The 18883-nt window shown below is 38.8% G+C and carries 19 protein-coding genes and 1 tRNA gene; 7 read left to right on the top strand and 13 right to left on the bottom strand.

Annotated elements, in window-relative coordinates; all coding sequences use genetic code 11:
- Positions 1-35 precede the first annotated feature (35 nt).
- Positions 36-332 (bottom strand): antibiotic biosynthesis monooxygenase family protein, encoded by a 297-nt coding sequence (locus KHA96_RS08130; protein WP_213128823.1) that lies wholly within the window; start codon positions 330-332, stop codon positions 36-38.
- Positions 333-525: 193 nt separating this feature from the next.
- On the opposite strand from KHA96_RS08130, the gene KHA96_RS08125 reads away from it, so the two are divergent.
- On the top strand, positions 526-1203 hold the full coding sequence (locus KHA96_RS08125) for an SDR family NAD(P)-dependent oxidoreductase (protein ID WP_213128822.1): 678 nt from the start codon (positions 526-528) through the stop codon (positions 1201-1203).
- Between the two features lie 487 nt (positions 1204-1690).
- On the opposite strand, the gene KHA96_RS08120 is transcribed toward KHA96_RS08125, so the two are convergent.
- From KHA96_RS08120 to KHA96_RS08090, 7 genes are all read right to left on the bottom strand, one after another.
- The gene (locus tag KHA96_RS08120) at positions 1691-2485 is read right to left on the bottom strand and encodes an MBL fold metallo-hydrolase (RefSeq protein WP_213128821.1); all 795 of its coding nucleotides are present in this window, start codon (positions 2483-2485) and stop codon (positions 1691-1693) included.
- Positions 2486-2490: 5 nt separating this feature from the next.
- Positions 2491-3306: a two-component system regulatory protein YycI gene (locus KHA96_RS08115; RefSeq protein WP_213128820.1), complete on the bottom strand. Its 816-nt coding sequence runs from the start codon at positions 3304-3306 to the stop codon at positions 2491-2493.
- Positions 3293-4636 carry a YycH family regulatory protein gene (locus KHA96_RS08110; protein ID WP_213128819.1) on the bottom strand — a complete coding sequence of 448 codons (1344 nt, stop codon included), beginning with the start codon at positions 4634-4636 and terminating at the stop codon, positions 3293-3295. The genes KHA96_RS08115 and KHA96_RS08110 overlap by 14 nt, the downstream gene beginning before the upstream one ends.
- Complete coding sequence (gene walK / locus KHA96_RS08105) at positions 4633-6459, bottom strand: cell wall metabolism sensor histidine kinase WalK (RefSeq protein WP_213128818.1); 1827 nt, start codon at positions 6457-6459, stop codon at positions 4633-4635. The genes KHA96_RS08110 and walK overlap by 4 nt, the downstream gene beginning before the upstream one ends.
- Before the next feature lie 5 nt (positions 6460-6464).
- Positions 6465-7172: a response regulator YycF gene (gene yycF / locus KHA96_RS08100; RefSeq protein WP_213128817.1), complete on the bottom strand. Its 708-nt coding sequence runs from the start codon at positions 7170-7172 to the stop codon at positions 6465-6467.
- Positions 7173-7315: 143 nt separating this feature from the next.
- On the bottom strand, positions 7316-8749 hold the full coding sequence (locus KHA96_RS08095) for a M23 family metallopeptidase (RefSeq protein ID WP_213128816.1): 1434 nt from the start codon (positions 8747-8749) through the stop codon (positions 7316-7318).
- A 414-nt stretch (positions 8750-9163) separates the two neighbouring features.
- A tRNA-Phe gene (locus KHA96_RS08090) sits at positions 9164-9236 on the bottom strand.
- Between the two features lie 535 nt (positions 9237-9771).
- Here KHA96_RS08090 and KHA96_RS08085 point away from each other — a divergent pair.
- Positions 9772-10506, top strand: a complete 735-nt coding sequence (locus tag KHA96_RS08085; RefSeq protein ID WP_213128815.1) for an alpha/beta fold hydrolase — start codon at positions 9772-9774, stop codon at positions 10504-10506.
- Between the two features lie 119 nt (positions 10507-10625).
- Here the strand turns inward: KHA96_RS08085 and KHA96_RS08080 are convergent, their stop codons facing one another.
- Positions 10626-10826, bottom strand: coding sequence for a hypothetical protein (locus tag KHA96_RS08080; protein WP_213128814.1), 201 nt, complete (start codon positions 10824-10826; stop codon positions 10626-10628).
- Between the two features lie 261 nt (positions 10827-11087).
- Here KHA96_RS08080 and KHA96_RS08075 point away from each other — a divergent pair, with 261 nt between their 5' ends.
- Complete coding sequence (locus tag KHA96_RS08075; RefSeq protein ID WP_213129872.1) at positions 11088-11486, top strand: DUF2500 domain-containing protein; 399 nt, start codon at positions 11088-11090, stop codon at positions 11484-11486.
- On the opposite strand, the gene KHA96_RS08070 is transcribed toward KHA96_RS08075, so the two are convergent.
- Complete coding sequence (locus tag KHA96_RS08070; RefSeq protein ID WP_213128813.1) at positions 11437-12129, bottom strand: HAD hydrolase-like protein; 693 nt, start codon at positions 12127-12129, stop codon at positions 11437-11439. The genes KHA96_RS08075 and KHA96_RS08070 overlap by 50 nt on opposite strands.
- Positions 12130-12419: 290 nt before the next feature.
- On the opposite strand from KHA96_RS08070, the gene KHA96_RS08065 reads away from it, so the two are divergent.
- Complete coding sequence (locus tag KHA96_RS08065; protein ID WP_213128812.1) at positions 12420-13214, top strand: YheC/YheD family protein; 795 nt, start codon at positions 12420-12422, stop codon at positions 13212-13214.
- Between the two features lie 182 nt (positions 13215-13396).
- Positions 13397-13897: a DinB family protein gene (locus tag KHA96_RS08060; RefSeq protein WP_213128811.1), complete on the top strand. Its 501-nt coding sequence runs from the start codon at positions 13397-13399 to the stop codon at positions 13895-13897.
- 105 nt (positions 13898-14002) lie between these two features.
- Here the strand turns inward: KHA96_RS08060 and KHA96_RS08055 are convergent, their stop codons facing one another.
- The gene (locus KHA96_RS08055; RefSeq protein WP_213128810.1) at positions 14003-14827 is read right to left on the bottom strand and encodes a putative RNA methyltransferase; all 825 of its coding nucleotides are present in this window, start codon (positions 14825-14827) and stop codon (positions 14003-14005) included.
- Between the two features lie 209 nt (positions 14828-15036).
- Here KHA96_RS08055 and KHA96_RS08050 point away from each other — a divergent pair, with 209 nt between their 5' ends.
- A complete protein-coding gene (locus KHA96_RS08050) occupies positions 15037-15372 on the top strand; it encodes a YnfA family protein (RefSeq protein WP_481748224.1) in 336 nt (111 codons plus the stop codon).
- A 190-nt stretch (positions 15373-15562) separates the two neighbouring features.
- Here KHA96_RS08050 and KHA96_RS08045 read toward each other — a convergent pair whose 3' ends face one another.
- Together KHA96_RS08045 and KHA96_RS08040 are read right to left on the bottom strand one after the other, a co-directional pair.
- Positions 15563-16858, bottom strand: a complete 1296-nt coding sequence (locus tag KHA96_RS08045; protein WP_213128809.1) for an arsenic transporter — start codon at positions 16856-16858, stop codon at positions 15563-15565.
- Positions 16859-16875: 17 nt separating this feature from the next.
- Positions 16876-17220, bottom strand: coding sequence for an ArsR/SmtB family transcription factor (locus KHA96_RS08040; protein ID WP_213128808.1), 345 nt, complete (start codon positions 17218-17220; stop codon positions 16876-16878).
- A 614-nt stretch (positions 17221-17834) separates the two neighbouring features.
- On the opposite strand from KHA96_RS08040, the gene rsgA reads away from it, so the two are divergent.
- Positions 17835-18821, top strand: a complete 987-nt coding sequence (rsgA, locus tag KHA96_RS08035) for a ribosome small subunit-dependent GTPase A (protein WP_249315405.1) — start codon at positions 17835-17837, stop codon at positions 18819-18821.
- Positions 18822-18883 lie beyond the last annotated feature (62 nt).

The following is an 18883-nucleotide window of genomic DNA, read 5'->3' as shown; positions in this document are numbered from 1 at the left end:
CATGCATTCAAAAAATGTTGCCGCTCACGAACACATTACGAAAGATCGACCTTTTGAAAATGTTCAACTGTTGGAAAAGGCTCATAAAAATGATGCAAAAGATTTTTCCATTCTTCGTATTCCTGTGACTGACGGAATCCAATTGTATGGTCCTCTAAACTTTCCCATTTTACCAATAGTAAGTACTTCCCTTTAGCTTCCATACATCTATTCAATTCATGCGATATGTAACCCTTCATCGAAGAGATGATATGCGACGCCTTTCTGAAAGACTCTTCAAACTCCAATTCCATTCCTTCCTTTACCTGCAGCATTGCACCTTCAAGAATCATTATAAAGCCTCCAATTTTTATGTTTACATCAAGGTTAAAGGTTGATCAATAACTTTTCAACAATATATCTAGATTGTTGATGTAGAACGGCTAAATATAAAATATTAAATTGAAGGAATTATATTTACGTTTAAAGAATATAACCTATATCTATTTGAGAAATAATTTATTAAATAAAATGGGGCTGGTAGATATGAATTATATTATTTTGACTGGCGCTTCAAGAGGAATTGGAGAAGCACTTTGTAAAAAGCTGTTATCGAATCATAACCATTTACTATGTGTTTCTAGAAAAAAGAATCATGATCTAATTTCAATTGCAAACTCAAAAAAACACAACTTGGATTACTTCGAATTTGATTTAAATAACACATATGAAATTGAAGAACTAATGAAAAATATATTTGTGAAAATAGATTCTTCTGTTATGAAATCTCTCTATCTCATTAACAATGCTGGTGTTCATTTTAGTCAAAATATAAAGGAAACAGAGCCGGATTCTATTATAAATATGATGAATGTCAATTTAATATCTCCCATGATTTTAACGTCTAGTTTTATAAAGCAATCTGAACAATACGATATAGAAAAAAGAATTTTAAATGTTTCGTCTGGTGCGTCGTTCAATTTATCCCCTGGTGGAAGTTGGTATTCGACATCAAAAGCTGGACTTGAAACTTTTACAAAAAGCGTTGGGATAGAAAAAAGTGATGTTAAAATCATGGCCGTAAGACCAGGAATGGTTGATACGTATATGCACAGAAATACGGAAAATAAAAAAGTCTTAAAAACACCTGAATATGCAGCAGATAGAATACTCACCTTTTTATTTGAACGATTCGAACATGGAAAAGCAGTAAAAGCCTGGTGATAATAATGGATTGAGTAGATTAGAGATCATTCCGATAAGTGGTTTAGCATTTCCACCTTTGCCATGACAATATTTTGATTTCAACTCATCAAGAATAATAAAGCTAAAAACAACAACGATCATATCGAATAACTCCATATTTGAGCTTAATTTATACTGTTTCCTTAAATATGGTAGCTTGGAATAAAGACAAAAACTGTTAAATTGACGCTGAGCAGTCCGAATATATGTAGACTCCTGCGGGGGAAATGCGAGATAGGTAAGACCCCGCAAGGTGCAGCCTGAGGAGGCTTGCCATTCGTCCGCGGAAAGCGAAGTATATTTGGGCTGCAGGCTTTACACGCCTTTTTTGCCCTTTCCAGTGGCCCATCGAAAAGCGAGCCGTCTGCAGCGTAAATCAACGTCAAAGTTTTAAAGAATAAAAAAAGAACGAATCCATCCGTCAATTGCTCGAATGTCCTCGTCCTTTTCCATCATCTTGCCAAATCTAAACTGCCGTTAACACTGTCGGAATAAGCGGATCCGTATCATACAGCTCAAACTGCTCTCCGACCGCCATTCCTTTCGCTTCAAGTGTCTGCTGCACACTCATCCGCGCAAGATCCTTCATATTATTATCCCGACTCAAATGGGCAAGATAAATTCTTTTCGTCCTGTCGCCAATCACATCACTCATTGCCAGCGCCGCATCCTCATTCGACACATGCCCAACATCACTTAAAATTCTTCGCTTTACACTCCACGGATATCTGCCCATCTGCAGCATTTGAATATCATGATTGCTTTCAAATACATACATATCCGCATTGGAAATGATCCCTTTCATTCGGTCGCTGACATACCCAGTATCCGTCACAAGAACAAGCTTTTTTTCGCCCGAACGAAATATGTAAAACATCGGTTCTGCTGCGTCATGGGAGACACCAAATGATTCAATATCAAGTCCTCCGAACGATTTCACCGTTTCCATTCCGAATACAAACTTCTGTTCCGAGGCAATTTCTCCAACTAGACCATCCATCGCTTGCCATGTCCGCTCATTCGCATAAATCGGCAGTTTATATTTACGGGCCATAACGCCAATCCCTTTAATATGATCACTATGTTCGTGAGTGACGAGAATCCCATCCAATTTTGCTGGATCTCGATCAATTTGCTGAAACAGCTTGTCCATTTGCTTACAGCTATGCCCAGCATCCACTAAGAAAGAATGGTTCTCCGTTTCTATAAAAATAGCATTTCCGGAACTGCCGCTCGCCAGCACACTGAATTGCATTGACATTCATTTCACTCCATTTTTGTTTTCTCAGTAGTTTGTTGCTGCGCTTGGATGATTTGTCCTTCAAACGCATTTACAAGTAGGTTTTCCATCGTATCATCTTTATTTTTCACAAGAAAATGCCATGTTGGCGTTAATACTACTTGTGTTGCTTCCATATTGACTAGCGTAAAGTAGCCAAGTTCCGACTTGACGACTTCACTGCCTGGTTTTAAAAATCCTTTTGAATAAAGGGTTTCAAGCGCCTTAAAAGCTGCATACAATTCTTCTTGCTCACTAATCGGCTCAAACGTATCAAGATCAAGCATCGTTTGATCATATGAAATGGCTTCCCCATTCTCGTTTACTTGAAAAACAAGTTGAGCGCTTCGATTCATGAATAGTGGCTTATCATTATATTTTTGATAATAGGTGATAGTGCCTTCCTCTTCATCATAGTTCCAAAAATCATAATTCTCACCGTATAATACATGTGAACTGATAAAATCATTCAACTCTAAGAACTTTTGCTTTTCATTGACGACAATCGGTTTTTTTAGTGTTACATGAATCGCTGCTCCATCCTCTGGAAACTCAACCTTATCTTCAATCTTAGCTAGTTCTTCTTCTGTAAATACTTTCGAATTGGCGCTCATATAATGATCACTGACAACATTCTTTGGCAGACCATCGTACTTAATGCCATCCGACTTTAAATTTTCTTCTGTTGTTGGATTATCTTTCACTTCAAATTGCCTTGTTTTCGTCATTAATTGAGAAAGGAGGAAAAGATCAAGGATGAGGAATGCAATAATGAAAATCGTTTTTATCCTATTCCAATCCACTCATATCCCCCCTCATTTCTTCTAAATCAAAACGAAGCCAACTACCTCCGTAAAGGTAATACCAAGATGGCTCGTAGGTAATCATTTCGGGAATAGATGTATCCTTTGTAAGCCTATAGCCAATTAGAATAGATTCTACCACATCAGGTTCTAACTTAAGATGATCTAATAAAGTATTCATCACAGTTTCGCCAGACGGCAAAACCACTTTTGCTGGCATCAGCGGCAACTGGTTCGAGAAAAATGGGCGTTTATATTCAAAAATTTCTTCTCTGCCCCAATACTGACGAATATTCGCCATCCCTTGCTCATTGAAAACGGGATAGTCATTCATAAATAACTGAAAAGTAGTTTTCTTCTCATATACCGACATACTAAAATAGCGATAGTTATCTGTCCAACCTCTGTGTTCATTCACAAAGTCAATGCTTCTTTTTAAAACATTTTCTTGATTGCCTAGACTTTCCTTAACAGAGCTTTGTCCAGGATTGATATAGTCAATCATACTTGTTGAATAATCAACGTTCATGACACTGCGATCATCCGTATATTGTTCTCCATCTGGAAGTGGGGCTTTTCGTACTTTCTCAGGACTTCGAAATAATGCATCTTTGAACTTATCCGGATTGATATACTCTATCTTGTATATGAATCCATCCAGTTCTTTTTCCTTCGTCGTTACATAGATAATACGGTCATGACCACTCTTGCCTGACAATTTAAAGGCTTTATATTCATCATAATTGTTCTTTTTTCTTCTCGTTTCGGTTAGTAATGCAGCAATAAAATCAGGATTTACATTGCTTCCATATACTCTTCCTTCATTTGTCGAGATAAAATGAACGTTTTGATCGTTCTTTATGCCTGTGTCTAAATTAATGACGATGCGATCAAAAGAGCCGTTTGGCAACACATCCGTCTCAAAGTGGATGACTCCTTTATATAAATCGAAAGGGACTGAGCCCGGATACGTAATTTCAATTCGATTGTTCGTCTGTGCTAGATCTTCTATTTCATCGGAGTCAAGGATTCGTGCACTTCCAAAGTCATAAAAGTTCCACTCCCCCATTTTGGATAATAGGCTATTAATATCCTTTTCTAACACCGTTCCGTAATGTTCTTCATCAATATGAAAAAGCACTTGCAACGGTTTGATAAGCTCTGAGGCGTCTCTTTGTGAGGCCTCCTTTTCCTTTGAGACGGACATTTCATGAACATTATTTTCAGGGAGCTTGTATTTTGGCTGATACGTCCATAAATTCCAAGTCAGTAAGGCACTAAAAGCTACGAGCACGGTCAGCACTATTGACTTAACTGTTTCATATTTCACAGCCAATCATCCTCTTGTCCAGGGTCATAAGGAAGGGTAAATAGAATCGTGGTCCCTTTTCCTTCCTTGCTCTTCGCCCAAATATCACCGCCATGGGCTCCTATCATTTCTTTCGCTATTGCTAGACCAAGGCCTGTTCCACCGAGCTGCCTCGTCCTTGCCCGATCGACTCGGTAAAAGCGCTCAAACACTTTTTGAATATTTTCTTTTGGAATTCCAATCCCTTGGTCACTAATGCTTACTTCAATTTTGTCATCAAGCACTTTTACTCGAAAGGTGACAGTTCCCCCTTCTGGCGAGTATTTCAATGCATTAGATATAATGTTATCAATAACTTGTGTAAGCTTATCTTCATCAATTTCTACAAAAACAGCTTCTTTCGGAAACAGCCTGCGGAAATTCACATGGCGTTCTTTCGTCATTTCAAATCGATCGATGATGTAATTGAAAAATGTAATAAAATCGACCCATGTTGGGTTAATCTCATAGTTTCTTCTATCCATTTTTGAAAGCTGCAGCAAGTCATTTACGAGGCGAATCATTCGTTCTGTTTCAAGTTGCGTGACGCTTAAGAAACGAGGTCCGAGCGTTTCGTCCTTCATTGCCCCATCTTTTAGAGCCTCTAGATAGCTTCTCATTGTTGTAAGTGGTGTCCGTAATTCATGAGATACATTCGAAACGAAGTCTCTCCGCTCTGCATCAAGTCGTTCCTGCTCCGTCACATCATGCAATACAACAATTAACCCATTCACAAATCCTGTCTCACGCTGGATGACGGACATATTCGCACGTAAAATAAAATGGTCTTCAGATTTGCTGTAATCGAGAATAAGAGATTCTTTTTCCTCTAGCAGTTCCTCAAACGTATAATCTTCATCGAGTTCGAGAAGCTCCGTAATCGGCTGGGCAATGACTGTTTCACGTGAAACGTCCAACATTTCTGCTGCACGTTCATTGATTAAAATAACCTTTCCTTTTCGGTCAGTCGCAATGACCCCGTCTGTCATATATGAAAGGACGGATGAAAGCTTGCGCCTCTCACCCTCGGTCATCGCTTGTGATTCTTGGAGTTTTTTTGTCAAATTATTAAAGGAAAGAGCGAGTTGTCCAATTTCATCGTTCCCGTAAACACGGACCTTTCGGGAAAAGTTTCCCTTTGCCATTGCAGTTGCTTGCCGCCTCATATCGGAGATCGGTCTCGTAATCATTCTTGCGAGCACGATTCCGAGGATGGCGGTAATAAACATCGCAATCACGGTTCCCGTTATAAAAATACTGTTGATTTCGTCCATCTGCTCAAAAACGGTCTCAATTTTGGCGACAAGGTAAATGGCGCCAATTACTTCACCATTTTGTTTTATCGGCGAAGTCAACACCCAAATTCGGCCTTCTGATTGTCCATCAAAGTATATTTTATCTTCTGATGCGCCGACCTCAAGCGTTCTTTTCACCATATTATCGCTCGACTTTTGCCCGACGACCCCTCCGTTGCTCGACTCGGATGTGCCGATAATAACGCTCCGTTTATTGATGATGCGCACTTCGGAAATATCTTTCGTCGAGAAGTCATGGAGAAGGTTTTTAATTTCCGATTCTAACGGAAGGGCATCTTCGGCCGAACGATCCTTCACCATTTCTTCACGAATATTGTATTCAAGAAGCGGGAGACGCCCTTCAATTCCATTTTGAAAGTTTGTGACAAGCTGATCTTCAAGCTTGCCGACAAAATAGACCCCGATAATTTGCATGGCAATCAGGATTAATAAGACATAGATCAGTACAAATTTGATGTGTATTGATCTGAAAAAACTTACTTTTTGCATGTTGCCTACTCCTGTTCAGGTGTGCGTAAGTAGTAGCCTACTCCCCTTCTTGTTACGATCCAGTTTGGATGACTAGGGTTATCTTCAATTTTTTCACGAAGTCGTCTAACCGTTACGTCTACGGTCCTGACATCGCCAAAATAATCATAACCCCATACCGTTTGCAGCAAATGCTCCCTCGTCATCACCTGGCCGATATGCTTCGCCAAGTAGTGAAGGAGTTCAAATTCACGATGCGTCAACTCGATCGTCTCACCATTTTTCGAAACGACATACGCATTCGGATGAATCGTTAAATTCCCAACTGTAATATCATCATTTTCATCGTCTTCTGCTTGTTGAGCCACTTGGGCATGGCGGCGCATATTCGCTTTCACACGCGCAATCAATTCCCTCGTACTAAATGGCTTTGTCACATAGTCATCTGCACCAAGTTCAAGCCCTAATACTTTATCGATTTCCGAATCTTTTGCTGTTAGCATGATGATTGGCATTTCATATTTTTTGCGAACTTCTCTGCACACTTCCATGCCATCGCGATTAGGAAGCATAATGTCGAGCAAGATCATATCAGGCTTCATTTCTTCCACGAGCCTAAGAGCCTCGTCCCCGTCGTATGCACATTGCACGGTAAAGCCCTCTTTCGTGAGATTGAACTGAAGTATATCTGCAATTGGCTTCTCGTCGTCAACTACAAGTATCTTTTTATCCATGGCCTCATTTCCCCTTTACAAAAAAATCATTTTATTTATGTGAACGTAATCTGTATTATTTTGCTCTTAATCTCTTTATTTTAGCATAAGAAAAGAGACAGGTCCAAGGTAGCTTTGCCCCTTTAGATTCTGTCTCTCCTATCTTAAAAATAACTTAATGGATTTCGCAGCTGGCCGTTTTGGTAAACTTCAAAATGCAGATGTGTTCCAGTTGAGTTTCCGGTACTTCCCATCACTCCGATAGCAGAGCCTTTTTCAACTTTCTGACCTACCGATACACCAATCGAGCGTAAATGAGCGTATACGGTGCGGTATCCATTTTGATGATCAATGACGATTTTATTCCCATACCCGCCGTTGTTCCAGCCTGCTTCTACAACGATTCCATTATCGGCTGCTTTGATTGTGTAATTGCTAGGTCTAGCGATGTCAATCCCTTTATGATGCGCTCCCCAACGTTGACCTACTCCACTTGATACGTATCCCCCGTTAGTCGGCCACGTAAAGTTTCCTGTTCCGCGGGCTGGGATGACTTTTGTTCCTTTTATCGTAATCTGTTTCACCGGTTTTTCAAGTACCGTTTCTTTGATTACTTCTTTTTTCGTTTGTTGACCATTTACTTCTTTAACCTTGTATATAAAAGCGGTTTTGCCGTTCTTGCCTTCTTGTTTCACTTTCGTTTCGCCTTTTGGCATCGAGCTGTCTTCGATGACTTCTCTTTCAAAAGGAACGGTTTCTTCTTGATGTTTTTCACGATCAACGACTACATGAAAAAGTGGTTTCGTTACGACCGTGTTCAGCTCTTGACCGATTTGAAGGATGGAGTCTTCCGTTATTCCATCATTTAGTTTTTTTAGCTCTTTAAGGCTGAGATCGTAGTTTTTGGCGATGATTTCTAGCGCCTCGCCTTCTTTTACAACATGCTTTTTCTCTTCAAGCGTACCTTTTTGTAAAAGTTTCAACGCATCTTTATGTGACAAGACATTTTTTGGATCTGTTTTTTCCTCTTTCAAAACGAATGGTTCTTTAATGTTTACATCAATGACACGGGATTCGTCTTTTTTTACATCCTCTAGCTGTGCCTTCGTCGCTTTTAATGTATTCACAAAAGATAAATCTTTTTTTGATACGTATTGAAGCTTAAGATCATTGATGACCTTCTGAGCATCAGATGCATCATTGACATAAGCAATCGCTTTGCCATCAGCCATAATCGCAGTTGCCACTGCTTTTACCGCAGCCAATTCTTCAACCTTTTTACTAGCAGCTTCGTTATCTGCATTGGATCGGAATACTTGTTCAGGAATATATGTAAGTTTGTTTCCTAGTTCCAAGTTGAAGTTTTCGTACTTTTCTTGTTGTTCTTTAACTAGTTTTTCGACAACATTGTCGATTGCACTTTGATTCGACACGGTTCCTATATAAGTATCGTCGATGTAGACGTGAATAACTGACTCAAGTTTTGTATCGGCGGCCGCAGAAGATGATATCATCATAAAAGCGCACAGGAATACAATACATTTCAGCAAAAATGTAGTGATTCCTTTACTTTTAGGCCGAGTAACCTCTAAATCCATCTGTTTTCCCCCTAAAAATAAACTTCTATCCTATTTTCTAGTGTCTATAGTAGGTCTTTAGTTGCAGTATCATTTCTTGCTTTTACTTTACCATATAAAACTTCCAAAATGAGACAATATGAAACAATGTAATATAATTGTATAAATGTTGTCATTTCAGGAATAGAATGTATAGGTGGGAGGCGATGAAACCCTTGTATGGAGAGGTTTTAGAGATTTATATAGACAATAGTCTGAACCTTCTAATTTTTTACATTAACAAATAATTTATATTACAAACTTGTTACAACAATGTTTTTTTTAGGCATTTGCTTGTCTTATTTCAGACTGTTCAGAAGGATTTGTTATAATGTTTGTCCACGTAAAAAAAGCACCACGAGAGGCTAAGTCATCGCAATACTTTTTGTGGGAATGTGGCTCGGGACGGAATCGAACCGCCGACACAAGGATTTTCAGTCCTTTGCTCTACCGACTGAGCTACCGAGCCATTATATTAAATTGTTCCGCTTTTGTTGATCCAATCGTCCTTCACCCCCAACTCAGTGAGTTAAGCAAGACGCGGCTCGTTGGGGGTGGCTGCGTCGCTCGGGCAGGGATGTGTTGCTTCGCTGCTCTACCGACTGAGCTACCGAGCCATAATATTTAATTGTTTCACTTTTTGTTGATTCAATCGACATTTTTAAAACTTAATTATTCGATAGGTTGTTACTACATATAAACCCATTCGCTACGTTTTAAAGAGGATAAGTTTGATTTTAGCATAAACTTTTAATAAGATACAAGCTTTTATGACAAAATATTATCTTTTTCGACATCGCGAGCCTGTATCAATAGTCCTGTCTTTCACCAATTCTATCCCTCCGTTGCGAATAATATACCAAGAGGTTTTCATATAGGTGCCTGCAACCTAACTATAATTCGCATTTTAAAAAAGGAGAATTAAAACTTTTGATAGAATTTGTACTGTTAAAGAGAGATTTTAAACTAATTCTTTTATTTTGACTATCAAAGGTGGAGTGCTCATGAATATGAATAAACCGGAAGATCTCAAGCTGTCAGATTGTGCACCAATCATTTTAGTACCCGGATTCTGGCTTGGTGGGTGGGCATGGGATGAAGTTGCCGCTGCTCTACGGGTCGAAGGCTACAATGTTAAGACTCTTACGTTGCCCGGTCTCGAATCAATTGATGATGACCGTTCCTTAGTGAAACTGTCGGATCACATCGACGCGATTTGTGATGCTGTGAAAATGGCTGAGGAGCCTGTCGTACTCGCCGTTCATAGCGCGGCTGCTATTCCAGGCTACGCCGTCAGCGATCGTATGCCTGAACGAATTGCAGCTATGGTCTATGTCGATACTTTTCCTTCAAAAGGAGCGGTAGATTCCAATTTCGATGCTATTGAAATGCCATTACCTTCGTGGGAGGAACTTGATGAGGCAGACATTCGCGGAATGAACGACGAACATCGTAATCTTTTAAGGAATCGAGCCGTTCCCGAACCTGGTGGAGCCGTACGCGAGGCACCTGAATTGTCAAACGAAAGACGACTTGATGTACCAAGCATCGTTATCTGTACATCACACTCGTCCGATGATTTGAAATCCTTTGTCAAAGAAGGACATGCTTGGATAAGTGGACTCACTGAACTGCGCAACGTTTCCTACATCGATTTGCCGACACACCACTGGCCAATGTGGTCGCGTCCAAAGGAGCTAGCCACCATCATTGGCGACGCGTCCCGCGGATTAGACTAATGAAGACAAGCAAGAATAAGTTTTTTCATACAACATAAAACGCAAGTTAGATCGGCCCAGAAGAAGCATGCTAAAAATACGGCATGCTTCTTCTATAGTTCTGATATTCATATTTTTAACTATGAGTCTCCTTTTTTATTATAAACTCCATAAACTATAACCCCACATAAATAGCCTATTCCAGCTCCTATACTAACTGCAAATACTAGAAAGCTTGGTTTGAAAAACATCCCGAAAATGACACCGATCGCACATCCTAAAATCATTCCCAGCGGTATTAAACTATCAATCCAACTTTTAGCATCACTTGAATTCTTCATATCGCCGTTCCTTTCTTTATTATTATGATTCGTTCCTTTTTGTGCTTTTGAAATCGCAGCTCTTTCTACTATACAAAATAGTATCGATTTGATCTTTGAAGTGAACTAATCCTATCTCTATTCGTTTTACTTTCGGTAAGGTTTTGATGTTTACCTGCTGTTTTGATAAATTCATTCATTAATTTGAGTAAAGGCTCATTGAAACCTTCTGAATAAATAAAACGTATGAATGTAAAAGTGAGGTGGATATATGTGAATGTGATGGATGGAGTATCAGTCGGGGGATTTGGAAATTCTTTATTCGATTTTGCCCCTATTTTTATTTTTATTGTTTTTGCAATCGTTATTATTTCAATTATAGTCAACTCTGTAAAAGGGGTTCAACAATGGCAAGAAAACGAGCAATCCCCACGATTATCTGTTCCTGCCATTGTGAAGTCCAAAAGGACACAAGTAAGTAGGCATACGCACATGAACGGAGACAATATGCACTCCCACCATACGAGTACGTCCTATTTTGTTACCTTTGAATTCGAAAGCGGCGACCGAACAGAATTCAAAGTGTCCGGAAAGGAATATGGCCTCCTTGCAGAAAGCGATACCGGTATTCTTACGTTTCAAGGGACGCGTTATCTTGGATTTGAAAGGAATGTAGGCTAGGTAAAAGCTCCTTTAACTCTAGCAAGCTCTCTATCACATAATCCGCATGTGCGAGTTCATCTGCTTGTGCGAAGTCAAAATTGCAGCCAATCGAGACAAAATTATTTTCTTTTGCTGCATTAATATCTGATAACCTATCACCAATGACAGCACCATTATTTATATTATATTTTTGTTTAATGAATTGAACTAAATCGGTTTTATTTTGAGTATGTATTTGTTCGATACTAAAGGTCTCTGTCACCCAACTATCCAGTTTGTAATAGGAGACAATTGCCTGCAAATATTTCACTAATCCATTACTGGCAATGTAGATGGAAACATCATTTTCCTTTAGGAAATCAAATACTTCGAAAACGTGGGGATATAATTCCCCTTTTCCGCTATTTATATTGTGGATGAGTTGCTCATGAAAATAGTCATTAGCTAATGTCCGAACTGTACTCGTATGGTTCGGCATTAATGTTTCCCACACTACCGGTAATGGCACACCCATTATTTCTTGATACTTTTCAATAGGCGTCTCCCCTACCCACTGATTGATTTCCCCCAAATAGTTAAAAGTATCTTCCAGTGAAATCGCCAAAATTTTATTCGTTTGGAAAAGCGTTCCGTCCATATCGAAAATAAAAGAACGAATCATATTCACCCCCCCTATTAGTCTAGTTTTTTTCATTTGCCCTTACTGCTTTCATCCCCTATACAAAGCCTACTATTATTTTAAGCCAAATAAAATGGAACATTGGAAGAATTTAATACGTGGTAAAGCAAATGAATATAGTCAATTGTACAGGCCAGATTCTTTTTGAAACATAATCTATATGACTTTTATATCATTGGGAGAGAACTGCGCAAAAGTTACTCATTTTTTCCTACTTTTGCAAATAATACTTATCCTGGATCCAAGACTGTAATAATAAAGAGGTGATTTTATTGTTTTTTAGGATTAATAAATATTACCAACATAAACTATTATCCGAGAATCCATCAACCGCCAATTTTGTTCCTGAAACAAAGACTTATAGTGTCAAAAATTTTAAAGAGTTTCTAGAACGCTATACCTTTGTTTTTATTAAACATGAAAGAGGTGGGCAAGGAAAGGGAATATTCAAAGCCTGTAAAGAGGACAATGGGAACTATCGCATTAATGGCTTTACGCTAAAGGGAGAGACATTAAATGTGTCTATCGCTTCTATTGAAGATTTTCAGTATGAAAAGTATTCAACTGGAGACGGTTTAAATGGCGCTTTTATTATTCAAGAAGGGATTAATAGCATTACTTTAAACGGAGACCCACTAATAATTCGTGCGCATATTCAAAAGTTAAAAGGAAGATGGTTTGTGAGCGGAATGTTTGCAAATATTTCTACAGATGAAACGTTTGAAAATGGCATCGTCAATTTAAATCGTGGAGCCCATGTTTTGGAGGTTTCTGAATTATTATCAAAGCATCTAGGAATGGACGAACAAGAAAAAATTGCATTCATTCATACTATTAAAAGAATCTCCATTGACGCGGCTAAATTGGTTGCTCTTGAGTTTCCTTGTTTGGAATATGGCATCGATTTTGGAATAAAATCAAATAAAGTTCCCATTATATTTGAAGTAAACACCTTCCCGGGGGTTCGGAACTTTACACAAATTAAGGATAAAGAAATCCTGAAGAAAATCTATAGAATTAGGAAAATGCAAAAAGGAGAAGAAAATAATAAGACCAGACGCCTCTAATAGTCACTTTATCAATAAATAACAGATGACACGAGCTTGAAAATAAAACAATGGAAATATAAAGCTATCGACTAAGATAGCTTTTTTTAATCATTTCTCTTCTTAACATACCGAAAAAAGCGAAAGGATTTTTATCAAAATATCTCGAATATAATATAAACCTATTTTAATGGAGGATTGTTATGTATACAGTTAAAGAACTTATCAATGATCTAGAAAGCTTCAATCTATGGGTTGAAACACTGCAAAAAATAGAGGACCATTTTTTCTTTGAGCCAATCGCTGCAGGTAAATGGTCCGTTGCGGAAATTATTAGCCACATCACCTTCTGGGACGAATACATTCTTGAAGAAATGCTGCCCGTGATGAAGCCTGATGCCGACATTCATAGTATTGAGTTTGAACCGCTGAATCAAAAAGCTGCAAAATATGCTTTGTCTGGTGTATCGCCGCAAAGCTTAATTAATCGTCAACTTGAAATGCGAAAAAAGGTCGTTTCCGCATTAAAGGAAAAAACAGAAGAAGAATTTTTTTCTGCCTTTACGTTAAACGGCGAAAAAATCGACGAATATTCCGGTTATCCTCACTCTATGTTTAATTATTTTGCGAGCTTTGTGTGGCATGATAACCACCATAAAAAACAGATTGAAGAGTTTTTAAGTGAAAAGCATGTGAAAGTTTAATCTAATAACTTTCCTGCGATGAGACCTAATAAGATGTTAGCCACAAGCAACACGCTGAACCCATCAGCAAAAGTAAAGCTCAAAATTGCCTGCGATGGCTCCGTTCTAATTTTGCCGACCTACTAAAATATCCAAATCGATGCTGATTTCTGGGAACTGTACTTCCTTGTCTGCATCGATTTTATTCCACGTTAACGGGGTCATTCGCAGCAAAGGCTGAATGAGGCTTTCATGTAGCGGAACTTTGTAAGATAGCTCATATGTATCTATTTGTTCGAAGTTCTCCTTAAACCGATCAACGGTTTGTTCATTTGAATATGCCCCGTTATAAAAAAGATTACGGATCTCTTTTAAATACCCGCTTTTCGGAACCACTTTTATTAACAGTCCATCAGGTTTTAACAGACGCGTAAATTCCGTATAGTTGGCTGGCGATAAGATGTTCAAGATGATGTCAAACGATTCTTCTGAAAAAGGACTTTTCGCAAGATCGCCGACACACCAAATCATATTGCTATAAGATTTCGCTGCTGTTAAAATCCCTTCTTTTGCGATATCAATCCCGACTCCAACAGCTTCGTTCACATCTTTAAGGATATGAGCCAAATGTGAGCCTTCCCCGCAACCTGTATCCAGTATTTTCGGGCCTTCCTTCTTACCAATGATCACTCTAATCATTTTATGAAGAGGTTCATACAAGCCACTATGTATCACTATTTTACGCGCTTCAAATAATTCCTTATCATATTCTGATTGCACAGGGCGGGTTAAAAAGTTAACGTAGCCTTGTTTAGCAATGTCAAATGTATGATTTTTTTCACAAACAATAGATGTAAGCTCAATAATGCTCATTGAACTGGAACATATAGGACATGCAAAAATAGAGGCAAATTGTTGCATATACAGCGCGCTTATTTCTTTTTTCTTCATCATTTACACCTTCTACTTAAAATTCGATTCTATATTTGTACGAGAGGTAAAGTTAAGTACATATCGTTTTTATTTAATTTAATCTTTTTATTATAAAAATCAAGTACTTTAAGTATAAATCAAATTACACTAGAACTCTAAACAACATCCGAATATTCAACGATACGTTATAATAATGCTAGTATTTTTTCAATAAAGTAATTAAGGAAGTGATTAACATAATTTATGCTATTGTGCTATTTATACTTGCTGGACTTGCCGAAATTGGTGGAGGTTATCTAATTTGGCTATGGCTAAGAGAAGGTAAACCCTTTTATTGGGGAATCTTTGGAGGGATAGTCTTGGCTTTATATGGAGTTGTCGCTACATTTCAATCATTCCCATCGTTTGGTAGAGTGTATGCTGCCTATGGGGGAGTATTTATCATTCTTTCTGTTTTATGGGGATGGGGAGTTGATAAAAAGGCGCCGGATTTATATGATTGGATAGGTGCCTGTATTTGCTTAGTTGGTGTTTCCGTGATGTTATTGGCACCACGTCATTGAATCTTTGCCATTCTTGCGTATTTTTCAATATTCAATAGTAAAAATGAAAGCCAGGAGAGTGTTTTCTCTTGGCTTCTTTTTTACCTCTTTGTTTCGGCAGAAGTTTTTGATCTAGTCGCCGATTAAACGCATAACGGTGCAAGAATACCCATTCTTCTGCCATCTCGCATGCCGCGACTCGCCTTTTACGTTAAATAATAAGCAACCAAATATATAAACCCACTAATGTAATGAATAGTGTTGGAATGGTTAATATAATTCCTGTCTTAAAATACGTTCCCCAGGATATTTTAACTCCTTTAAGAGACAATACATGCAGCCAAAGCAGCGTTGCAAGGGAGCCAATCGGCGTAATTTTTGGGCCTAAATCTGAACCGATGACATTCGCATAAATGAGTGCTTCTCGAATCACTCCACTTGTATTCGTATCTGAAATAGCAAGTGCATCAATCATAACGGTAGGCATATTGTTCATGACAGAAGAAAGGATTGCCGCGATGAATCCCATACCAATTGTTGCTGAAAATAGTCCTTGGTCTGCCGTCTGCTGGATTACATCAGCTAGAACATTTGTAAGACCTACATTTCTTAAACCGTACACCACTACATACATTCCGATAGAGAAAAAAACAATTGCCCAAGGTGCACCCTTGATAACAGTGCGCGTATTAACAGCTGCGCTTTTTCGTGCCATTAACAAGAAGAGTATAGCGACAATCCCAGCTATGAAAGATACAGGAACCCCAATAAATTCACTTACAAAATAGCCTATCAATAAAATCACTAAAATAATCCATGATAATGTAAACATTTTATGGTCACCAATCGCTTCAGCTGGTGCTTTTAAATGCGATAAATCGTAGTTCTTTGGAATGCTTTTTCTAAAATATAAGTACAAGACAATTATACTAGCAGCTAATGAAAAGAAATTCGGAATAATCATTCTTGAGGCAAACTCTACAAAACCAATTCCGAAAAAGTCAGCAGATACGATATTAACTAAGTTGCTTACAATTAACGGCAATGATGTCGTATCCGCAATAAATCCACTCGCAATGATAAAAGGAAAAACCATCTTTTCATTAAAATTAAGGTTTCTTACCATGGCAAGAACAATCGGCGTTAAGATTAGGGCTGCCCCATCATTCGCGAAAAATGCAGCAACTATTGCTCCAAGTATCGAAACATATACGAACATCCTTACCCCATCGCCCTTTGCCCCTCTTGCCATATGCAGGGCTGCCCATTCAAAAAAGCCAATCTCATCTAAGATGAGAGAAATAATAATGATCGCAACGAAAGCTAAAGTGGCATTCCAAACAATTGATGTAACATCTATGACATCTTTAAAATCTACAACACCTACAACGAGAGCTAAAATGGCTCCTCCACATGCTGACCATCCAATTGATAGTCCTTTTGGCTGCCATATAACAAGTGTAAGAGTGAGTATAAAGATTCCTGATGCTAAAATGATTGATGTCATTTATGTAAATCCTCCATCTAGTCACACGAAATTCGTAAACCCTGTTCTTCCAATTCTTTTAATTTACAATCTTGGCTCGGAAGGTGATCCAGCAGGTCTTGAACGATCGGATAATACTCACTGTCCTTATTTAACGAATACATAATCCATTGTCCTTTTCTGGTTTCTCCTACCACTCCCGCATCCTTTAACTTTCGAATATGCTGGCTGATAGCGGGCTGGCTCATTTTAAAAATCGCCACAAACTCACATACACAACAATCATGGTTTTCTAAAATTGCCACCATCGTTAAACGCGTTTTATCGCCTAGTAATTTTAAAATGTTTGCCGCTTTATCGATCTCGATTGTGGATCTTTTCATCCTGTCCTCACCTCTGCTTTTCCATATATCAATATATAGCAATATACTTATATAAGTAAATACTTATATTCTTGTTTGTAAAAATATAACTTTTGTATGTTTTTCGTTATTCAGCTAATTAATGAACAAAAAGGCCGGTTAGAAACAAATATTAAAACCTTGTAACACGTATAACCCCTTGCAAATTTTGAAGAAGTGAATTAGAGAGGTGGCTGATCGATAAAAGTTGCTTATAATCAAACTTTCCATTGCTATGCCGCAAAGGGCTATGTCACACTAAAGGCATGAATTTGTATTGCAACTTTTTCCTGCGAAAGGAGATGTTTTTTATGACTTCTTATATGGTATTGGTGGTTTTAACTTAATCGAATATTAGGCATAGTAAATTCCAATCTTTGATTATCATTTAGAATGAAAGTAAACGGGAATATCACCCGTGTTTCTTGCTATGCCCTAAACAGTAACCTTTCATGAATACTGTAGTTAGTGGGATATGATGAAGGTCGAATTCCTTTTTGATCATAAGCCGAATTTTGGCTTTTCGCCGCGAAACAGCAGCTTCTTAGGAGGCTGCTGTTTCGTGGTATTTTTATTATTTAGGGAGGATTGGTTCAATGATTGAGATGAAACAATACGGCTATATTGAAGTCGAAACCCCGCCGATAGGTTTAATACCCGGAAGAATTACGGAACTACAGCGAGAGCAATATACCGTCATTACCGAACAAGGAGAAGTGACGGCTGTATTAAAGGGCTCCTTCTACCACACTGCGGTGGCACGAGAGGATTTTCCGAGTGTGGGTGATTTTGTATTTCTACAATACAACGAAAACGGTGCTTCACGAATTGCCAAATTGCTGCCTCGCCGCTCGAAATTTTCTCGCGCTGATTATTCAGGACACGCTGCTGGGTATGTCAAAACCATACTGGAGCAAGTCGTAGCAACGAATTTTGATTACGTATTTATCGTGTCGTCCCTAAACTGGGATTTCAAGGTCAACCGCATCATGCGCTACCTGACACAGACACGACAGAGCCTTGGCCAGCCTGTCGTAATCTTAACAAAAGCTGACTTGGCCACCGATTTCAGCACACCGTTAGCTGAGATTCAGAAAACCGCTCCTGATGTGCCAGTACACATAGTTTCCAGTCACACCGGAAGTGGTTTAGATGAATTAAGTAAATATCTGCAACCAGAAAAGACCGTGGTATTCCTCGGCATGTCTGGCGTAGGGAAATCCTCATTGCTAAACGCTTTGATGAATCAGGAAGTGATGACTGTTAAGGCTATCCGTGAGGCCGACAGCCGGGGCCGGCACACAACAACGCATCGCCAGCTTTTCATGCTCCCTTCCGGCGCGATGGTTATTGATACGCCGGGTATGCGCGAACTTGGACTGTTCGATGCCGACGACGGGATCAGTGCGGGATTTAACGATGTGGAGGAATTATTCACACAGTGTCGCTTCAATGACTGTCGCCATAAGAGGGAGCCTAGCTGCGCTGTTCTTGCCGCTCTTGCGGATGGAACATTGGCAACAGAGCATTGGGAGCGTTACCTTGTACAGAAGCGAGAAAACAAGTTTGTGGATGATAACTAGTTATCTTATGGATAAACGGGCAAGGCAAAAGTCGATTGCCATGCAACATAAGAGTAAAAAAG

The sequence above is a fragment of the Bacillus sp. FJAT-49711 genome (assembly GCF_018343715.1).
Lineage (GTDB): Bacteria > Bacillota > Bacilli > Bacillales > Bacillaceae_C > Lederbergia.
Note: the sequence above shows the minus strand (reverse complement) of the source record. Positions and strands in the feature narration are given on the sequence as shown.

Bases quoted from the DNA above. Each gene is read 5' to 3' on its own strand.
- KHA96_RS08130 (WP_213128823.1), bottom strand. From the start codon at position 332: ATGATTCTTGAAGGTGCAATGCTGCAGGTAAAGGAAGGAATGGAATTG.
- KHA96_RS08125 (WP_213128822.1), top strand. From the start codon at position 526: ATGAATTATATTATTTTGACTGGCGCTTCAAGAGGAATTGGAGAAGCA.
- KHA96_RS08120 (WP_213128821.1), bottom strand. From the start codon at position 2,485: ATGTCAATGCAATTCAGTGTGCTGGCGAGCGGCAGTTCCGGAAATGCT.
- walK (WP_213128818.1), bottom strand. From the start codon at position 6,459: ATGCAAAAAGTAAGTTTTTTCAGATCAATACACATCAAATTTGTACTG.
- yycF (WP_213128817.1), bottom strand. From the start codon at position 7,172: ATGGATAAAAAGATACTTGTAGTTGACGACGAGAAGCCAATTGCAGAT.
- KHA96_RS08095 (WP_213128816.1), bottom strand. From the start codon at position 8,749: ATGGATTTAGAGGTTACTCGGCCTAAAAGTAAAGGAATCACTACATTT.
- KHA96_RS08085 (WP_213128815.1), top strand. From the start codon at position 9,772: ATGAATATGAATAAACCGGAAGATCTCAAGCTGTCAGATTGTGCACCA.
- KHA96_RS08080 (WP_213128814.1), bottom strand. From the start codon at position 10,826: ATGAAGAATTCAAGTGATGCTAAAAGTTGGATTGATAGTTTAATACCG.
- KHA96_RS08075 (WP_213129872.1), top strand. From the start codon at position 11,088: ATGGATGGAGTATCAGTCGGGGGATTTGGAAATTCTTTATTCGATTTT.
- KHA96_RS08070 (WP_213128813.1), bottom strand. From the start codon at position 12,129: ATGATTCGTTCTTTTATTTTCGATATGGACGGAACGCTTTTCCAAACG.
- KHA96_RS08060 (WP_213128811.1), top strand. From the start codon at position 13,397: ATGTATACAGTTAAAGAACTTATCAATGATCTAGAAAGCTTCAATCTA.
- KHA96_RS08055 (WP_213128810.1), bottom strand. From the start codon at position 14,827: ATGAAGAAAAAAGAAATAAGCGCGCTGTATATGCAACAATTTGCCTCT.
- KHA96_RS08045 (WP_213128809.1), bottom strand. From the start codon at position 16,858: ATGACATCAATCATTTTAGCATCAGGAATCTTTATACTCACTCTTACA.
- KHA96_RS08040 (WP_213128808.1), bottom strand. From the start codon at position 17,220: ATGAAAAGATCCACAATCGAGATCGATAAAGCGGCAAACATTTTAAAA.
- rsgA (WP_249315405.1), top strand. From the start codon at position 17,835: ATGATTGAGATGAAACAATACGGCTATATTGAAGTCGAAACCCCGCCG.